The following is a 21,931-nucleotide window of genomic DNA, read 5'->3' on the forward strand; positions in this document are numbered from 1 at the left end:
TCTTCTTAAAGATAAAAAAAGGCAGATGCATGTCAAAAAACATACATCTGCCAAAAGTATAAGGTTTATGATGCTATTGCTTTTCCAGCGCTTGTACGCGTTTTAAAATTTCGGCCAATTGCTGTTTAAGTACTTCATTTTCACTTTTAAGGGTAGTGATTTCTATCTCTTGTTTATCTTTTATTACTGTCAACTCCTGCACTGCTTTCATGGTAATTGCCAGGGAGTTATTGGTATCAAACCTATCATGATTCTTGCCAGCAAAGTGCCAGTCTGTGCTATCAGCTATGATACCAAAATGAAGGTAATTCTCTGCATCACTTTTATAGATAAACTGTTTAATTTTCACTTGTCCCAATAAAGACAAACCGGATTCATTAAAGTCGGCGATATCTTTTTTCAGGCTGGCTTTTGAGGATTGATAGAAACCGGTAGCAGTGGCGGTTCCGCTTATGGTGAAGCTGGCATTTTGTGCAGCTGTGGTTTGGTTTTGTATAAATGACCCACTTGTATTCATGATATCTCCGGTAGCATTAGTACCTATAGAAAGCATATTAGCCCATTTTCCATTGACGCCATCCAGGCGGAGTTGATTTGTTTTGAGTCTGATATTGGCCAGATAGTCAACGCCTCTGCGAGGGCCAAATACCATACTACCAGAATTGGGTGCTTCAAACCAAATTCTATTTGTTTGGAGGTTGCCATCTATTCCGTCTTGATTATCACTATAAATACCGTAGCCTTGCTGTAAGTCGATGAGCCTATTACCAGTACTGATAGGTTTATTAAATGTGAGAACTTCATTAAAGGTCGTCTTACCAACGACGTTAAGATCACCTGTGATATTAACCTGATTGGCGTCTAATTCCAGCGGCGCTTTAGTGCTATAGTCGGTATTATTCCAGCTACCTGCATGTATTTGGGAAGTGCTACCAGACCTGTTAATACTAAGACCGGCATCTCCGGTGGAGGCTGATTTAGCGGCAGCCAAAAAACCTTGCGATGCGTTAGTAGCGCGAATGGTTCCATTTACATCTAATGTATAATTGGCTAAAGTATCTCCTATTCCAATATTACCAGCAAAAGGTTGTAAGATTAAATTAGTGGGTAAAGTATCAAGGCCTGAATATGATGTAATATTTCCAATTTGCGAAGTTTGAATGGTAATATTTGCACTTGTTCCTATTGGATAACGTGGGTTTGTTATTCCCGGATTAGACAAGCCTAAAGACAGAATATGATGGGTTGTACCAATAGCATTGTTGCCATTGCTTTCTAATCTGAATAATGCGGTTTTGGTAAGACTTTCTTTAAGGTTTCTGAATACCATCACCTCCATATCCTGCGGCACGGCACTAGATGGACCAAATAAGTGATAATACGCCTTTATTGGTCCTGAATATGCTGGTTCATGGAAGAATGCCACTGAATTTGTATTGTCAGAAGTAAATTTAAAAACCGAACGACCATAATTTCCTGTCATTTCAAATCCATAAGGGTTGAAGATGAGTCCCGCTGATCCTCCCGTCAGTTGTAGGTTGGTTAATCCTTGAAGGTCCATATTATTCTGGTTCACATTAATGTAAGATCCTCCATCCTCCATAGTAGCAGGCTCAAATGCTGTAAGTCTTATAGAAGTTGGCGTTTGGGATATTATACTAGTATATCCATTAAGGCCATTTCCTGTTTTAGAGGCAAATAGATTACCATTCTGGTTATAAATGGGCCAAGGTATTCCTAATGCGTTTTTTGGGTTTCCGAATACTGCATAAGAGGTATCCTTTCCATTGCCATTAGTAATAAGGAATGATTGTCCTTTGGCATCAATTTTTGTATCTCGTGTCAAATTTCCGCCGAAATACAGGCTATCACCAACTTTAATCAAACCACTACCAGCGCTTATATTTGAGCCGCCAATACCTGGTAGTATGCTAAGATCTAATGTATCTTGTCCAGTGATAGCAATACGAGAATTTCCAATTGCCTGGAGTTTGAGTTTTTGGAATTCAGTACGGCCATATCCTCTATTGAAAAGAAAGCCTTTTACTTGTTGCGTTTTGTTCTCAAGTATAAGTTCTGCGGTGTCGCAAACGTTATAAATACGTACGCTATCAGCACGGATCTGGTATACTTTCTGACCAAAGGCAACGGTGGTTAACAAAAAAGCGAGTACGCTCAAGATAACTTTTTTCATGGTATAGTTGAGATATAGGATTTACATTGATTAATAGGGATGTTAATAATTGTAGCAATGATAAAAAAAATAGTAGAGACTAGGCTTATCTTCTAAAATGTAAGGAAATCATTGGAGTGCAAAAAAAGGGCAAAAACCGCATGGGCCCCAAGATTATCCACATAAAAAAAGTTCTGCAGTATAAATCCGCAGAACTTTTTTTATGTAGGGAATTATTATTTAGACATTTTCTTTTCTAGTTCTTCCATTTTCTTCATCAATTCCATCATCTGTTTTTTCAGCAATTCATTCTCGCTCTTCAATTCCTGGTTTTGTGAGCTTAGCTCCTGCACTGCTTTCATGGTAATGGCTAAGGAACTGTTGGTATCGAATTTATCATGAGCTTTAGTAGAGAAGTGCCAATCGGTGCTATCAGCGATAATACCAGTATGAACATGTTCTTCCTTATCATCTTTATAAACAAACTGTTTAATCTTAACCTGGTTAATCAATGGCAGGGCCGATTCAGAAAAATCAACAATATTCTTTTTCAGACTAGCTTTGGAGGATTGATAGAACCCGTTCGCATATACGTTTCCGCTGGCATCACGTTGTACGAGATAGTTAGCAGTGGAGACTGTAGAAAATAACAGGTTGCCGGCATGATAGATAGTGTTACCATATATAGTAGGTGTTCCACCAGTAGGTACATTCATGGTAGCACCTTCCGAGCCTACCTGCAGGATTCCATCCGTACGCCACTTTCCGTTAGCTTGATAAACACTTTTATCACCATATACCCTTACCCAGGTATTATCGGTCATTTGCCACCCACCACCGAAATCCTGGAAATATAAACCTGATTGGCCTCTTACTCTCAACCAGTCTTTGACAGTAAGACCCGTATTATCAATCTGCACCTGGGCTACATCATTACCAGGAATAAACACAAAACCTCTGTTTCCTTCCTTCATTCTGAAATACATGTTAAAATCATTATCTGCTGCACTTACGTTGGCACGGCCAGATCCCGTTGTAGTGGTCATAGATATCGCATATTGCGGGGATCCATTCCAAAACCTGATAGCAGAGGCATCACCCGCCTGAAGATCTAAATGGGAACCATCAAATTGGCCATTGGTATTGTAGATATGCATAGCACCATTCACGTACACGCCTTTATCGAAATAAAAATTGGGAAGCGTAGTTCTGAAATGAGCATAAACTGCATTAGGCGCGCCAATAGACATAGATCCAAAGCCATTATTGATATTCAGGTATACGTTTGTTGGATCGGTATTGATATTAAATCCTGTTCCTAACTGCACGCCTGGCGTAGTAATCACGCTCGTAGTGGTATTACCGCGGCTGGACACCGATTGCAGCGTTTCGCCGGCAGTGGGCAAATTCAGGAAATTTTTGATGGCATTAGCATCATAGGCTCTGATGTAATTATCATTACTACCGAATAGTTTAACAGGAGCATTTGCTGTTTCAATTGGAGCGACTGTGTTGAAGTACTGTGCGAATATATTTCCATTTGAATTTCGTTCTGCAACAGTGTTGGCCACTGCATCCGGTGAGCTGATTTTTCCGCGTAAGAGGTCCGCATCCAAACCTGAGTTGATGCCGTCGTTCTTGTCTGTCCAAATGGTTTTCCAGGCATTCCATGTATTTTCATCTACTTTATCTCTGAATTGGAGGATTCCAGTATAACTTGCCAGCAGCTGGAAAGTTCCGGTACTACCTAAATTGCTAAAACTGAGCAAATTCATAGAATATCCTGGCGCATTTACGCGATAGGTGCCGTTAATCCCTCCTACATTATCCAGGTCATTTATAGAGATGGTACCTCTGTTTCGTAACAGGTCTTTATCATTACCAGTATGCCAGACATCATTGCCACTCACTTTCAGAGGTACTATCACGTTAAACATGCTATTGCTCCAACGTGCAATTTCCAAGCCTTTAGATCTTAACGTTAGAACACCTTCAGCTTCTGTATTAATCCCGGAAGCATAGTCCCCAACAGCCAGTGAAACGGTTGGTACTCCTGTTGTAAAAACCTGGTGAACCGCCATGGTTTTAGCGCTGGTATTTCCACGGGTAAGAACAGAGGTAAGGTTATCCTGTTCACTAGGAACATTCAGAATGTTTCCCCAGGCAATTTGCGCCTCTCCCGAAGTAGCAAGGTTTGATTTAGTATAGGTATTGCTTAACAGGGCATACTTATTATCCGCATAGTCTTTGAACAATAGTTCTCTCCATTGTCCCCAGCCGGCAGGATTAGTATCATCTTTTGTTCTAAGAAATGCCCCCTGAGGGCCATAAGTTTCGCTGTCCCAGTTAACGGCCATCTGATAGCCAATCCCACCATATCTCAATGCATGGCCCACATAGTATTGCTTACCTCCTGGCGTATGAGGCTGTGCCTGGTCCGAAGTTGGCGGCATATCAGGAGAATTATAGGCAGAGAAGCCTGTTAATGTTGCTCCATAATAATCAGTTATTGGATTATTTGCGCCTACAGGTACTTCAAGGAATGGAGACAGTACGCGGAATGAGTATACTTTTCCTTGTTTAGTAAATTGTACCAAATTACCACTGGCATATATGGTATCAACACCAGCACCTATGCCAGGCAAGGTACTCAGATCCAAAGTATCTTGTCCTACGATGGCAATCCTCGATGTACCAAGTGCTTGTAATTTTAATTTTTGGAATTCAGTACGGCCAGCACCTTTATTATAAAGAAAGCCTTTTACATTTTGAGTTCTGTTTTCCAGAATCAGCTCTGCGGTATCGCATATGTTATAGATACGGACGCTATCGGCGCGGATTTGATAGACTTTCTGTCCATAGGAAACAACGGTTAACAGGAGTGCTACAACACTCAGAATAGTTACTCTCATAGTATAGATAATAGGATCGTTATTTATTCACACATAGGTAAATCTTATCAAAGATGATTGCAATGATAGAAAAATTAAGAGATATTTTAATCATACATGCAGCTTCTTAATTGGCTTTATACATCTTCAGCTATAAAAAAGAAGGCCTGCAATCTTTAATTGCAGGCCTTTTCATAGATCTTAATGTATTGCTATTTTGTTATTTTCTTTTCTAGTTCTTCCATTCTCCTGATGATATCAGTCATTTGTTTTTTAAGTTGATCATTTTCGCTTTTCAGGTCATTATTCTGAGACTTCAACTCCTGGTTTTGTACACTCAGCTCTTGGACGGCTTTCATGGTAATAGCTAAAGAACTGTTGGTATCAAACTTATCATGGGCTTTGGTAGAGAAGTGCCAGTCAGTACTATCCGCGATAATACCTGTATGAACATGTCCCTCCTTATCATCTTTATAAACAAACTGTTTAATCTTAACCTGGTTAATCAATGGCAGGGCTGATTCAGAAAAATCAACGATATTCTTTTTCAGACTAGCTTTTGAAGATTGATAGAACCCATTCGCATATACGTTTCCGCTAGCATCTCGTTGTACGAGGTAGTTTGGAGTGGATGTCATGGAGTACAGCAGATTACCTGCATGGAATATAGTATTACCATAGATGGTAGGTGTACCACCGGCAGGGACATTCAACGTACCTCCACTCTCCCCTACCTGTAATGATCCATCTGTACGGGTTAATCCGTAGCCTAAATAGACGCTTTTATTGTTATACACTCTCACCCAGGTATTATCGATCATATTCCAACCACCGCCATAATCTTGGAAAAATAAACCAGCCTGGCCTCTTACTCTTATCCAATCTTTGACTGTGAGTCCAGTATTATCAATCTGAACCTGTGGCTGATCATTTCCAGGGATAAACACAAAACCTCTGTTATTCCATTTCATCTGGAAGTACATATTGAAATCATTATCCGCGCCAGTACTTACGTTTGGAAACCCTGAACTGGCAGTACTCTTCATGCCGATGGAGTATCCATCATTACCATCCCAAAAACGAATATTTCCATTATCTCCATCATGAAAATCTAAATGAACACCATCAAATTTTCCATAATTACCATTGAAATTAATTCCACCTGTGGTGATAGTTTTAGAAGTTGCGCTACCACGATCAGTTACAGATTGCAGGGTTTCTCCTGTTGCTGGCATTCCAAGGAAGTTCCTAACAGTATTGGCATCGTATGGCCTGATATAGGTATCATAACTACCGAATAGTTTTACTGGCTGGCTGGCTGTTTCAGTAGGTGCAGAAGTATTAAAATATTGAGCGAATAGATAACCATTTGCATCACGCTCAGCGATGGTACTGGCCACAGCTCCCGGGGAGCTTGCCTTTCCACGCAGCAGGTCAGCATCTAAGCCGGAGTTGATACCATCATTTTTATCTGTCCAGATACTTTTCCAACCGTTCCAAACACCTTCATCTGTTTTATTCCGATATTGAAGGCTGCCCGTAAAGTTGGCCAATAGCTGAAAGGTACCCGTACTGCCAGAATTTGAAAAATTCAACAGGTTATAGGAAAATCCATTTGCTTCCACTCTATATGTACCGTTGGTTCCTCCCACATTATCTATGTTTGCCTCCGTGATCACGCCTCTGTCTCTCAATAATAAATTATCATTTCCACGATGCCAGACAGGATTATCGTTCACAGTTAAATTTCCTTTTACATTAAACAGGTTATATGTCCATCGGGCAACTTCAAATCCATTGGATACGAGCGTTGTGGTACCGTCATTAACAGCATTGATACCAGAATCATAATCACCAACCGCTAATGATATAGTAGGGGGACCTTCACTGAAAACTTGGTGAACACCTATTGGTTTTAAACTTCTGTTTCCACGCGTGAGGATGGATTCCAGGTTATCTTGCTCTGCGAAAGTAGGTACGTTGATGATATTGCCCCATGCCAACTGTGCAGCGCCAGGGGTTGCAAGATCAGTTTTTGTATAAGAGTTGCTGAGCAAAGCATATTTACTATCTGCATAATCTTTGAAGAGTAATTCTCTCCATTGGCCCCAGCTAGGTTTGGTATCATCTTTTATTCTTATGAACGCACCTTTGGGTCCATAAGTTTCTCCATCCCAGTTGACAGCCATTTGATAACCATAGGCTCCCCATCTGAGTGCATGTCCTACATAGTATCTATTTCCAGCGGATTGGTTTATTTGTGCCTGATCAGAAAGTGCAGGCATATCAGGAGAGGCATAAGCCGAGAAGCCCGTTAAGGTAGAATCTTTGTAGTCGGCAAATGGATTTTCATTCCCCCATGGCACATACAAAAATGGGGCAGGTGCTTTAAAAGCATAAACTTTTCCTTGTTTGATATACTTCACAGAATCAGTGAAAGTGTAAATGGTATCAACACCAGAACCGATACCAGGCAAGCTGCTAAGATCCAATGTATCCTGCCCAAGGATGGCAATTCTTGAGGTACCCAGTGCTTGTAATTTCAATTTCTGAAATTCAGTACGACCGGCGCCTTTATTGAATAAGAAGCCTTTTACATTTTGTGTTCTGTTTTCAAGAATGAGTTCTGCGGTATCACAGACGTTATAAATTCGAACGCTGTCGGCACGGATTTGATAGACTTTTTGTCCATAGGTGACAACGGTTAACAGGAGTGCTACAACACTCAGAATGATTACTTTCATGGTATAGATGATAGGATATTAATTTACCGTAGTTAAAGGGTTCTCACATATTGAAATGCAGGTGTAAAAATAACTAAAATTCCAACACACCAATTATGTACTTGGCTATAAAATTCGATTGGGGGTCAATATCGGGTAGATGAAAATCTTATATTTCACTAAAAAGCAAAATGGCCTGCAATTCAATATTGCAGGCCATTCTAAGATTTTATGCTTTTATTGAGATTTTTTTTGTTCTAACTTTTCGAGTCGGCTTAATACATCTTCCATTTGTTTTTTCAGTACATTATTTTCATTCTTCAGTTCATTATTCTGCGCTTGTAATATCTGATTTTGTTTATTCATTTGCTGGTTTTGGGCGCTTAATTCTTGCACTGCTTTCATAGTAATAGCTAAAGAACTGTTGGTATCAAATTTATCATGGGCTTTGGTTGAGAAGTGCCAGTCGGTGCTATCAGCCATAATGCCGGTATGAATATGTTCATCTTTATCATCTTTATAAACAAACTGCTTAATCTTTACCTGATTGATCAAAGGCAGTGCCGATTCAGAGAAGTCAACGATATTCTTTTTCAGACTGGCTTTGGATGATTGATAGAATCCATTTGCAAATACGTTGCCGCTAGCGTCGCGTTGTACGAGATAGTTGGGAGAAGACGTCATGGAATAGAGGAGATTACCAGCATGGAATATAGTATTACCGAGGATGGTAGGCGTTCCACCGGTAGGAACATTCATTGTTGAACCATCTGGTCCAACCTGCAACGTTCCATCTGTCCGGGTTATTGCAAATCCCATATAAACGCTTTTATTATTGTATGCTCTGATCCAGGTGTCATCAGTCATATGCCATCCACCACCATGGTCCTGGAAGAATATTCCATTTTCACCTCTAACCCTTACCCAATCTTTGACAGTGAGTCCAGAGTTATCAATTTGAACTTGTGCAAGATTATTTCCTGGAATAAAAATAAATCCCCGGTTTCCTTCATTCATTTGGAAATACATATTGAAATCGCTAGGTTCATTGCTGACGTTAGCACGTCCTGATCCAGCAACAGAAGACATTCCTATCGAATACTGAGGAGAGCCATTCCAAAACCGGATAGCAGAACCATCGCCAGCATTAAGATCTAAATGAAAACCATCGAAGACACCATTGGTATTATAGATATGGAGTAATTTCTCCACATGCATTTCTGCACCAAAATAGAACCGACCTGTGTTGGTATTAAAATGAGCATATTGCGTATTACCACAGCCTAAAGTCAAGTAGCCGTTGGCGTTATTGACATTCAGATATACATTGTTTGGATCTGGGCTTAGGGTAATATTACTACCCAGATTAATTTTATTGACAGACAAAGGCACTGACAGACTAAACATATTATACGCCCAACGCGCTACTTCAAGGCCATTTGATCTTAAGGTTAAGAAACCATCTGCTTCAGAATTAATACCGGAATCATAGTCACCTAAGGCAAGAGAGATTGTAGGTACCCCTTCGCTATAAATCTGGTGTACGCCCATTTGCTTGAGGCTTCTGTTTCCACGAGTTAGTACAGACTCCAGGTTATCCTGTTCTGTCAGAGAAGGTACATTCAGGATATTTCCCCAAGCTATTTGTGCCTGACCTGGAGTAGCTAAACTCGCTTTAGAAGCATATTTACTATCTCCGTAATCTTTAAATAATAATTCTCTCCATTGGCCCCAGCCAGCGAGGTTAGTATCATCTTTTACTCTTAGGAATGCTCCTTGCGGGCCATAGGTTTCGCCATCCCAGTTGACAGCCATCTGATAGCCATAGTTACCAAATCGTGCTGCATGGCCAATATAATATAATGTGCTACCTACCGGATGCACTTGTGCCTGATCCGATGTTGGCGGCATGTCTGGAGAACTATAAGCCGCAAACCCTGTAACGGTGGCGTCTTTGTAATCGCTAAAAGGATTATTAGCACCGTCGGTCACATATATAAATGGTGCACGAATGTTGACTTCATAAATCTTCCCTTGTTTAATGTACTGAATTAAATTGGCATTTGCATAAATAGTATCTATGCCAGACCCAATACCAGGCAGGCTACTAAGGTCTAATGTATCTTGTCCAACGATGGCAATGCGTGAAGTACCTAGTGCCTGAAGCTTTAGCTTCTGGAATTCAGTTCGTCCAGCGCCTTTGTTATAAAGGAATCCTTTTACATTTTGTGTTCTGTTTTCAAGAATGAGTTCTGCGGTATCGCAGACGTTATAGATACGAACGCTGTCAGCACGGATTTGATAGACTTTCTGGCCATAGCTGGCGACGGTTAACAAGAGTGCTACGACACTCAGAAAAACTACTCTCATGGTATAGATAATAGGATATTTATTTATAATAGTTATAGGGCTTTCTCTTCTTGAGATGCAAAGATAAAAATAGGCAAATTATTTACACATTAAGAGATTATGGCCAACATGATTTGATTAAAATATTTCTTTTAAAAAATGCTTAGATAGTTTAAAAAAAGAATGACCTGTAATTTGACATTACAGGTCATTCTTTTAAATTATTTTCCGTTGCCGGATTATTTATGCTCTAACTTTTCAAGTCGACGCATGATATCCTCCATCTGCTTTTTAAGCAGATTATTCTCATTTTTCAGTTCGTTGTTTTGCGCTTGCAGTTCTTCGTTTTGTTTACTTATTTGTTGGTTTTGTTTGTTCATTTGTTGATTTTGCGCGCTTAGTTCCTGTACTGCTTTCATGGTGATGGCCAATGAACTATTGGTATCAAACTTATCATGGGCCTTTGTAGAAAAATGCCAATCTGTACTATCAGCGATAATGCCTATACGAGTATTCTCATCTTTATCATCTTTATAAACAAACTGCTTAATCTTTACCTGATTGATCAAAGGCAATGCAGCTTCAGAAAAATCATCGATATTCTTTTTCAGACTTGCTTTAGATGATTGATAGAAGCCGTTTGCATAAACGTTTCCACTAGCATCGCGTTGCACGAGGTAATTTGGAGTGGAAATGGAAGAGAACAAAAGATTCCCTGCATGATAGATCGTATTACCAAAAAGGGTAGCAGTACCGCCATCTTGAACACTCAATGTCTGTCCATTTATACCTACTTGTAAGGTACCATCTGTGCGGGTGATGCCATAACCCAGGTATACGCTCTTATTGTTATAGGCTCTGATCCAGGTAGTATCAGACATATGCCAGCCACCTCCATAATCCTGGAAAAACAGGCCACATTTCCCGCGTACGCGTAGCCATTCATTGGTGGTAAGGCCTGAATTATCTATTTGAACACGTGGCACATCACTACCAGGAATAAATACAAATCCTCTGTTATATCCATGCATTCGGAAATACATATTATAGTCATTGTCTCCCAGAGGTGTCACGTTAGGTACTCCTGAACCAGGGGTACTTGACATACCAATTGAAAAGGTATTGGACCCGCTCCAAAAACGTATAGCGGAAGAATCGCCAGCAGTTAAATCCAAATGATAACCATCAAAAACTCCGGCTGTATTATAAATGTGTAAGTACTTTTCTACATGCACTTCTGAACCAAAATAAAAACGACCTGTGTTGGTTGTAAAGTGTGCGTAGCTTGGGTTTCTGGTGCCCATTGTAAGATTACCATTAACATTTTTAACGCTAAAAACAGCATTGGTAGAATCAGGAGATAAGGTAACGTTGGCGCCTAATTTGATCTGATTTACGGACAATGGAGCTGTCAGGCTAAAAGTATTATAAGCCCAGCGTGCAATTTCAAGTCCATTTGATCTTAAGGTTAAAACACCATCTGATTCTGCATTGATTCCGGAATCATAGTCACCCACAGCAAGAGATATAGTAGGAGCACCTGCACCATATACCTGATGTACCGCCATTGCTTTTGCACTTACGTTACCTCTGGTGAGTACGGTGGTCAGGTTATCCTGCTCTGTTGGCGGGTTCACGATATTCCCCCATGCTATCGGTGCAGCACCAGCAGTAGCCAGATTGGCTTTAGAGGCATACTTATTATCTCCATAATCTTTAAATAGCAATTCTCTCCATGTACCCCAGCTGGTATTGGTATCATCTTTAACTCTTATAAAAGCGCCTTCAGGGCCTTTGGTTTCTCCATCCCAGTTAACGGCCATCTGATAGCCATAGTCACCATACCTTAGGGCATGTCCTACGTAATAGGAAGTACTTCCCGGAAGGTGTGATTGGGCCTGATCAGAGGTTACTGGCATATCCGGCGACTTATAAGCAGTGAACCCAGTAAGGGTTGCATATTTATAATCATAAATAGGGTTGGTGCCATCTATGGGAACAAATAGAAATGGAGGTGGTGCATTAAACGTATATACCTTTCCCTGTTTTACATACTGCATTGCATTGCCACTGGCGTAAATGGTGTCAACACCGGATCCAATACCAGGGAGGCTGCTAAGGTCTAAGGTATCTTGTCCAACGATGGTGATACGTGAAGTACCTAATGCCTGAAGCTTTAACTTCTGGAATTCAGTTCGGCCTGCGCCTTTGTTGAATAAGAAGCCTTTTACATTTTGTGTTCTGTTTTCAAGAATAAGTTCTGCTGTGTCGCAGACGTTATAAATGCGGACGCTATCAGCGCGGATTTGATAGACTTTCTGGCCGTGGGTAGCGATGGTTAACAGGAGTGCGAGGGCACTCAGAAGGATAACTTTCATGGTATAGGTTGTCGGATGTTAATTCTACAATTAATCTTCAAACAAATAGAAAAAAGACCTAAATGAGATTTTTCATCACTTCATTAAATTTGGCAATATATTGCGCGGTAATGCAGATTTCGGACCAATATGGTTAAAGGTCCGAAATCCGCATAAGTCGGTTTACCAGGTAATTTGTAAAGTATCTGTCTGTCCTAAAAAATCAGAGATAACTAAATATCGTTTTCCTTGAATCAATAGGCAGTTTAGAGAGTTATGAATTTCAAAGTACACGGTATCTGATTTTTCCAAACTTACAATGGACGTATAAGGTACGCTTTGTCTTTTATAATAGTTTATACAACAGCCTAATGAACCGTCTGTATTAACCTCGTATACTGAAACGCTACGAAAACCCTTGCCATTTAATTCCTTCAATTCATGTGTCGAACCTATATATTTAACATTTAAATGATTAGGTGAGCATCCCAACACCAGACTTAACATGAAAAATATGTAAACATTTCTAACCTCACCCAGCAGACCTATTACTTTGTTGTCCATTATTATTTTGTTGTCCATTTTCTTTTTCATTAAACTTATCAACTAATTTAAGTAAGGTCTTAAAATTAGCTTCATATCTTTTCTGTTGTTTTGCTTTTATTTTATCATCAGTGGTATTCTCTATTTTATTCTTTGCATCCTCCATTGCCTTTAATAAATTTAGCACACGATTATCATATAGTGTCGAAATTTGGCCATTTACTTTTCTTTTCCTTTCAAACCTTTCTCCATCATAGAAGCGTTTAAACTTAGCTTCAAATGAGTTTGCTTCTCTCTCTATATCGATATCATCGTGCATATCATCTTTACTTTTTCCCATACCTCCTATAAAAGCTCCCGCCGCATCTATACCATATTTCACGATCCAGCTTTTAACAGCATTTTTATACTCCTCTTCGTTAAGGTTTTTGCCAAACATTAAAATAAACTGTTGGACATGCACTTTTTCATGTGCTAAAAGTTTAAGCCAGCTTTCGGCTGAAGCGCGACCATAATTTTCTGTGAAGATCATTTCGTAACCTAAAGTTATGGCGCCACTTTGATATTTAGTAATCTTATCATGTATACTTTGATCAATCTTAATATTCGCTCTTGCTCCAGACAACCAAAAAGCTTCTCCATAAAGCTTTGCAAACATAGCTATTACAGGTAGCTTGAGATGCACCTTACCATCATTACGAGATTTGTCTGCTACATAGGCTGGTTCTGCACCATCGATATCAATCGCCTGGATTGGGGTATTACCAGCAAACTGATATGGAGTATACCATGGGTAATCTTTAGTGAGTGGATCTACACTAAGGAATTTCCCTATTCTTGGATCATATATTCTCATACCATAATCCTGCTGATTACCTATTCCTTTTACCTCATTATCATTCTCTTTACCATTAAAACCATATCTATAGCTACTTGCATTATATGATCTTCCGGTCAGTCCCATACCAAATGGTGCATAATCTTGCATCGATTTTATCCTTGGAATGAAATATGAAATGGTACTATCGTTAGATGTTATTGATAGTTTATCGTCTCCAATTGTTGCTAGCGAATTATCAACATGATTAGATAGTTCAAAGAATTTATAACCGCGTTGGAAATTACTAAAATGTCCAGTACCTAAACCTGGCATCGGATAACTATTAATCGTATCAGTAGCCATCATATTGGTAATCCAATTATTTATGCCAAGTCTGCTGCTACCATATAGATGGGTTTCTGTCTGGCTCATCTGTCCGTGGTTGATGAATGGATCGCCTGTTACATATACGCTTATTACATTACCTGTTGCATCCCGAACATATCTCGTTTCAATATCACCAATGGATTTGCTTACTCGATTGCCAGTTACATCATAAGCATATTTAATCTTTGTTCCATCTAGTTTCTCAATCTCAGCCATTTTTCCATAAATCGTCCAACTGATCTTCTTAATTTTTCCATCAATATCACCAATCACATTGCCCATTGCATCATATGTATAGTTCCCATTAGATTGATTATCTAAATCATTATCATAATTATCACCACTTACAGTATCGGAAATATAATCCAGCTTGTTAGTTCCCGAGATGTAGTGATAAGACAATCCATCCATATCTGGACCTGCACCAGCCAAATTTTTATTACCATTTCGGTTGTACTTAAGGATATTCCCATTATTATCATATGAAATAGATTCTGCAAAATCATTGATTGATACCGGTATCCATTTATTAGCAACTGTATCCAGACCACGGAAAGTATTCATCGCTTTAATACGGTTCAGTACATCATAAGTATAACTATATAACAATGGCTCGCCTACCTTTGGTAAGTTAACACCCATAATGGCTATGTTACCATTGTACAATGGACGCCCTACATTTAAATTGGCGATAGCCGTGCTTCCACTGATATTCGTATAATCGTTATTGTTATAATGCAAGCTATAACTGAATGCATCTCGTGCTGTCAAGCCCGAAACACTACCATCCTTACCCATATCCTGAGACGCGCCAAGTGTGGAACTATTTACTCCTTTTAACCAACCTTGTAAGGTATAAGCATAATCTACACCCTGCACTTGTGCCTGGCCTAGAATAGCTCTAGCTAATACACCATGCCTATAATACTGATAATACGCATCATTTTCCCAATAAATACTATCTCTGCTAGTTTCTACATTAGTGATTCTGTTTTCTGCATCATAACTATAACGATGGTAGAATGCATCTTTCTGACCAGGCTGATAACTAACCATATTTATTTTTTCGCTGATTAGATCATAGTCATAGTTAATTCTTTTAAAGATGTTTGCGCTGTCCTTCATATTCGAACGATAGTCCTGCAGCAAAGACCTTACATTACCATGAATATCATAACTGTAGTAAGTGGCTGACACATGCTTACCTGGAAGCGTATCTGCGATATTATTATATACTGCACTCCATGCCACTCTGTTTCTTAAATTGTCTGGTGTCCAGTTAATCGCGTCTGTAAAGAGATATGGTTTATCATAAACAGTACGGGTTATCTGTGTACGGCTTGCAGATGGCGCCGTCAGCCAGGATGTCAATAATATTTGACTCCTGGATATATTATCAGATATAGGAGTGCCCGTATTTATTTGCCCTACCTCAGTCACTCTACCAATTTCATCATAGATTGTATAACTGTAATTTCCATCAAGCTTTTGTTGCGAATTCTGTACAATCAAAGGTCGCCCTAAAGGATCATACCAGAAATTGGATACTCCTCCATCAGGCGACTTTTTCACCACGACGGTATTCAATGTATTATAACGATAATTTGTCGTTAAACTATGTTGCGGCATTAGCGTATTACCATTAGCTACCGCAGCTTTCACCTGGTTGATCCAACCTGCTGTCCTGTTTTTCACAACACCTGCCGGTGGAACTGTTTTAACCAGATTTCCTGCCTGATCATAATAGTATAAGGTATATTGGTACTCGCTATTCTCATATTGCATCGCCAGCTCTTCCTGTGTAGCGGCTTCCATCGCCTTGCTTACATAAGACTGCTCAAATGTATTCAGCACAGAGTCCTTACGGTAGTTAAAGATCTCATTGCCTTTCAAATCAGCCAGTATCAGACTATCGGAACATTTGGTCAGTGGCTCACCAGCCTCCTCAAATATTGGGTTCGTATTACCACACAGCAGACCATTATAAGTAAAGTAGCAGGTATCAATGCCAGGACAGGATAACGGTGACGCAGATACGATATTAAAGCGCTCACCAATTCCAAGATCATTCACATTCCAGCTACCAAGGTAGGTTACCACTCCGAGGGATGCCGTATCTATAGCGCCTGGATTTACCGTAGACGCACTATAGCTCATGGATGCCGCAACATCGTTACAACCTGTTTTACCACTACCATTGGTCATGATCAGCATTGCACTATTACCCGTCATACCAACCGCTGCAAAGCTCGCATTACGACGCTGGATGATATTATTTATACGCTCATTTGCAGGTAACTGGATATGGTTAGACCATAATACGGAGTCGCTGTACATCCGGTGCAACCACACATCTCCATTTGACTGACCACCGATGATACTACCGTCGCCGGTAGCTCCTGCCTGCCAGCTGCCGGCAGCACGGCCTGCCGCTGATTGCATCACCTGCATCGTAGCACTGCTGCTACCTGCTGTCAGGTTGATAACACCGCCGCTACCACCAAACTCTCCACTTAAACTATAACCCAGTGGCGTACGGATGATGTCGAAGTTATTGCTCGCTGCAGCAGTTGTGTTATAAGTCACCGCATCTATGTTCTGACCGGTGGTCACCAACTGACGGATCACCGTTGGATAGGTACCGCCTCCTTTTGGCACCGCTGCCGCCAGGTATAAAGTATCGTCTCTTTCTATCAAGCCCACACTACTGATAGTGCCGCCGATAGCTTGTTGTTTCACCCATTTCACTTCGCCTTCTGCTGAGATAACACCTGTTACCCAATCGGTGGCTACGCCGTTGGTAGTTCTTGCTCCTGCAAAGGCAATGTTGCCACTGGAGGTGACCACCACTCGGTTACCAATACCGCCATTGAATGGACCAAAGTCGATCGCCTTGTTCCAGATGATGGTACCGGAAGTATCCGTACAAACGATCATGATCGCACCATTATCATAGCAATAAGAAGTAGTGCTACCGATGGCTACATAGGCACTGTCGCCCAGTAAGGCCACATGGCGGAATACATCTCTGCCTGCGCTGCCATAGTTCTTAGCCCATTGTAATACCCCATTCTTGTTGGTGCGGATCAGGTAACCATCTTCTGCCCCCATAGAACGACCAGTCGTACTTCCTGCTAACAGGAACCCGTCCGGTAATTCTTTTACTGCCGTGATGCTATCGCTGCCCGTGTTATTATAAGAATAGATCTGTTGCTGAGAAGATGGGGCACCTGGTACACATACCTGTACTGGGTTACTGGTAAGACCTTTGGCACAGCTGTCGATAAAGGCAAGGTATGCCTGCGCCGTCTTACTGAAGCCGGTGCGGTTGTTCATGTAATTGGCGAAGATCTGATTGATCTGATGAAGGTTATCTGTTGAATCTTCGTATACTGGTGTTAGTTTATAGGCATCTTTAAATCCGTTATATAATTTATTAACGGTTGTACAGGACACACATGGCGGCGCAATATTACATTGCAACAGTCCTGGTACTTTTATCTGTGTTTCCAGGTAAGTGCAGGCGGTGCCTCCGGTACAAGCAGCATACATCGCATCCAGATCAGACTGGGCGATCGTTACACCACGTGTACGTTTGATGTAGGCTGACAGGGTAGTATCCTGTGTTTTCTTCGCTGCCGCATATTCTGAACGCATCATCGTCAGATTGGAACACTCACAGTCTTTAGGCTTCTGGTAAGTATATACGGTTACCTGTGATCTTTGCAGCTCATAGGCTTTAGGGAAAGTGATCAGGTCTGCATTACAGTTTAATTTATCAGTAATACCATGATCAGCATTGTATTTATTAATAACGTCTTCAAAACTTCTGAAACCATTTACTGGAGGTGTGTTTGGTGCTATCGTGCTGGCGCCGTAAGGGTGCATACCATCCTGTGCGCTACCGGCTACGGCCATCAGGTTACGTTTGATCGTCGCTTTGGCAGTGGCATCATAGTAAACACAAGGTGATAACTGCGTCAGCCAGATATTGGCCATACTATCCAGGTTACGCGCTTTCTCCTGGTTAGCCAGGTTATTGGCGTAGGCACCTGCAGCCGATTCCGGCTTAGTTCCGGCTGCTGGTATCTGGTTGGTAGCGATACCCCCCATGCTCAGTAAGTCATTGTTGGTAGTAAACTGAGGATGCTTGTTGTTTGCCAGCAGGTTTTTGTTCGTACTACCGTTATCGTTAATCGCTTTACTTAACAGCAGCTGACGGTGTTCGTTGGCATACATGCCACGGAACGTGCGCCAGATCATGTTACGGTCACCGGGACAGAACACCTGTTCTACGGTGGTCGGCGTATAGTTCATGTATTTTACCACACAGTCATTGCTCTTATCCTGGCACATGGTGGTGATCACGGCCATGGCAAACATGCTCACGTTCTGAGAGGCAATCCTGCTATTGGTGGCAGTACCTACCTTATATTCTATTTTCTGGTAGTTGGTAAGCTTGTTCTGTAAGGTATTTTTATCGTTGTTATTGCGCAGCAGCGTATCGTTGTTAACGCTCGCAGGTGCCAGATAGCCTAAATCTTTTGCTTGTGCATAGGTATCGGTATTATTAAAGTTTTTCTCCCACAACAAGGAACTTCTATATAAGGAGAAACGATTCAGGCGATCGTACTCCGGATGCTTTGAAAGCAGCGTTACTGCCCAGCTATCCTGGAAGTTATCACTGAACTGTACAGGATCAAGGTCTGTTGCCTTGAGTGTATCACCTGCTGGCGTGTAGATTTTGCTAATGTCTCCATTGGCATCTTTATAAACAAAAGACGATGTCTTATAGGCCGCTGAGATATTTCGTTTCTGGTCACTATAGAAAATAGAGTAGGGAGAAGATGAATCAGTAACATTAGCATATTGACCATACGGTGCGCTCATATCACTTAGCATCAGGTCACGGATATCATCGTAATCTGTGCGGGAAGGATTATCGCAATCGGCGCATTGTGGGTCGCAACTGGATTTCTTCAGCACTGTGAGTGCGCTATCCACCAGGTGTTCTACAGATACGCAGACATTGGAGTTCAGGAAGATGCTATCGCGGTAATAGTTCAGTACCTGTTGGTTGACCGTCAGCACTTTGCTGATGGTGTAAGAACCTTTGGTCAGATAGAGATGAATATTGGCGTTGATGGTATCGCCGCTGATGGTTTCTTTTCTGAGATCTTGCGGATCATAGTTACGGGCTGTTTTTTCTATCGCGCTACCACCAAGTCTGGCGTTGTTCAGGTCATCGGTCAGGCGAAGCAGCAGGTCAAAAGCGCCGATATAGCTGATGGTATCACCCGCACAGTTCTTCATTTTTAATACCGGTGGCTTCAGTGTATAGTTAAAATCATAGTAACCATCCTGGGCTACAGTGAAAGAACGTTGGGCTACCAGGTTTCTATCCTGGGTGTTAGCGGGCTTCCCATCGGTGATAACGTCGCGGTAGGTTTCCACCTGTACGCTATCCAGTGGCAGCAGGGAAGTATCTTTAGGATGGCCGGCAAGCGCGGTGGCAATGGTACGACCATGCATATCTAAATAACTTACACTTACCTGGCCATTGGCATCTGTGACCGTATTTTTAAAATAGTGGCTGGCATCCCCGACCTCGGTTCCAAAGAGTGCATAAAGATCTTCCTGAGAAGGAGTGCCATAGGTAAAGGAGATATCATGTCCACTATTTAAGATATACTGTTTTCCAGCAGCACCCTGTTGGCGGGGGCGATTCGTATTATCCATCGTATAGGCTGTCTCAGAAAATACATATCCTTCCGCATCCGGAATAAATTTATTAAAACCACTATCTCTTTGGGGGTTATTGGGAGAATAATATTGTGCAGTTCCTGAACCGGTACCCATGGCGGGTGCATGCTGAGTAAGAATATCAGAAGGTTGATTTAAGTAATCAAATTTATCAGGTGTATATTCAGCACCGTTAATATCGGTATTTAAACGGCGGGTATATTTTATGATGGTATTAAGGGTAGGAGCAGGGAGTACTTTTAAAGCCGCACGTCCCTGGTAGTCGTAAATATTTTCTCCAACAGCAATGGTGTTGGTGGTATTATCTTTTGTAACGGTTTGTCTGCCACGAAGAGAACCATCGAAATAGTTTAATACCGTTTTACGTTTACCTTCTTCAGCAAAGGAGGTTTGTGCCTGCCAGTTGAGCTGTCGTTCGTGGCCGGTGAATGCAAAAGAGCCTAAGCCACCGGTATACTGCGTGCTCCAGTTTCCTGTAATGCGGCCATTGCCTGTCTTCTCCTGTACAGGGCGGAAACGGAAATACAAGGCCCCTTCATGGTCATACATTAATGGGATGCCATAGCTGTTACTAGCAACGGTTACCCGGGTAGCATTGTTTTCAAATATCTTATCAGGGTTAATAGGATTCCCATATCGTTGGGCATCAATGGCAGAAGAATCTACATAAGCCCATTCCAGATCATAGGCATTGGCGCCAAATATTACAGGCCAGCTCACAGGTAATTCATCTGCATTCGATGGATCAATACTTGTAGCATGGATACCACTTAATGAAGTCGTCATGGCATCCATCTTAAAAGCTGGCGTTACTTCCATCGCATTTTCCAAAATCAGCGCGGGCAGAATATTCTTATTGGCGTCTGTTTTATAGGAAAGCACTTTTACAGTAACGGCATGTGCATTTTCAAAAATAAAACTACGCCGAAGGATATACGGATGTGCCGTATCATAGTTCAGCGTTAGTTCTTTATCTGTAGAATCTACCGTAAGCGTAGGAGTGGTGTAAATGATTCGCACATTCAAGGCGGCCGTGAACTTCACAGGTAAGGCACGGGTGGAATACTCATTCAGCTTAAAGGTGATGATATTCCTTACCTTGTAAGCATTATCCAGCTTACTTTTCAGGTTAGCATCAAAATACAGACTATCCTGTACGCTGACAACTGAATCCTTTTGCAGTTGCCTTTTGGCGCCGTCCAGCGTGCGGGTAATGATAATACTCTTGGTTTGTGAAAAAGAGTGTTGGGTTATAAACAATAAAAGACCTGTTAAAATCAGGTAGGATAGGGAAAATCTCTTAAAATAGCAATTCATTGTACTATAGGTTCGGGAATGCCGCAAAATAAGGTTACGTCAGTGACGGTGAGAATAAAATATTTCTATAATGATTCTAAAACAAAATAATTTAACTCATTCTATATCGAAAATTAATGTTAATGGTTTAAAAATAGTAAGAAATATATTTTTCCAACAAACAGATGCAAGCCTATTGGACATTTTTCAGTATTAATATAGAAATATTGGTCAGAAAAAAATTATCCTGATAATTTGTAATCACAATATTTCAAGTACGCATAGTTCCACCCTAAATCGTTTTTTTTCGATGCCTATCAAAGATGAGAAACTCAACGAATAACAACCTTTCATTAGCATATAGGACGCAAAAATATAAGCACTAACTATCAATTTAAACAAGATTTTCAGAATCACTCAATAAAGAATACAACATAGAATCAGGTCATGGTTACAAATGATAGTTCAGTACATCCCATTTCATACAATATTTTTTGAGATCGGAAACACAATACAATGCCTTTAATTATTCCACCAGTATATTCTAGTTGCCACATTATCCTCTTTAATAAAAAAGATCCGACCAACAATGTCACATTGAATGATGGTCGGACCTAAAGTCATATAAA

At 40.9% G+C, this 21,931-nt stretch carries 7 protein-coding genes; all 7 read right to left on the reverse strand.

Annotated features, from left to right (window positions below):
- Positions 1-73 precede the first annotated feature (73 nt).
- Positions 74-2,194 carry a tail fiber domain-containing protein gene (locus ACE38W_RS09925; protein ID WP_375830500.1) on the reverse strand — a complete coding sequence of 707 codons (2,121 nt, stop codon included), beginning with the start codon at positions 2,192-2,194 and terminating at the stop codon, positions 74-76.
- A gap of 215 nt (positions 2,195-2,409) precedes the next feature.
- Positions 2,410-5,085: a tail fiber domain-containing protein gene (locus tag ACE38W_RS09930; RefSeq protein ID WP_375830503.1), complete on the reverse strand. Its 2,676-nt coding sequence runs from the start codon at positions 5,083-5,085 to the stop codon at positions 2,410-2,412.
- Between the two features lie 191 nt (positions 5,086-5,276).
- Complete coding sequence (locus ACE38W_RS09935; protein WP_375830504.1) at positions 5,277-7,808, reverse strand: tail fiber domain-containing protein; 2,532 nt, start codon at positions 7,806-7,808, stop codon at positions 5,277-5,279.
- Positions 7,809-8,024: 216 nt separating this feature from the next.
- Complete coding sequence (gene pilV / locus ACE38W_RS09940; RefSeq protein WP_375830506.1) at positions 8,025-10,157, reverse strand: shufflon system plasmid conjugative transfer pilus tip adhesin PilV; 2,133 nt, start codon at positions 10,155-10,157, stop codon at positions 8,025-8,027.
- A gap of 218 nt (positions 10,158-10,375) precedes the next feature.
- Complete coding sequence (gene pilV, locus ACE38W_RS09945; protein ID WP_375830507.1) at positions 10,376-12,514, reverse strand: shufflon system plasmid conjugative transfer pilus tip adhesin PilV; 2,139 nt, start codon at positions 12,512-12,514, stop codon at positions 10,376-10,378.
- Between the two features lie 162 nt (positions 12,515-12,676).
- Positions 12,677-13,057, reverse strand: coding sequence for a hypothetical protein (locus ACE38W_RS09950; RefSeq protein WP_375830508.1), 381 nt, complete (start codon positions 13,055-13,057; stop codon positions 12,677-12,679).
- Positions 13,026-21,266, reverse strand: coding sequence for an RHS repeat domain-containing protein (locus ACE38W_RS09955; protein WP_375830510.1), 8,241 nt, complete (start codon positions 21,264-21,266; stop codon positions 13,026-13,028). The genes ACE38W_RS09950 and ACE38W_RS09955 overlap by 32 nt, the downstream gene beginning before the upstream one ends.
- Between the last annotated feature and the right edge of the window lie 665 nt (positions 21,267-21,931).

It is taken from the genome of Chitinophaga sp. Hz27, assembly GCF_042263525.1.
Classification (GTDB): Bacteria; Bacteroidota; Bacteroidia; order Chitinophagales; family Chitinophagaceae; genus Chitinophaga.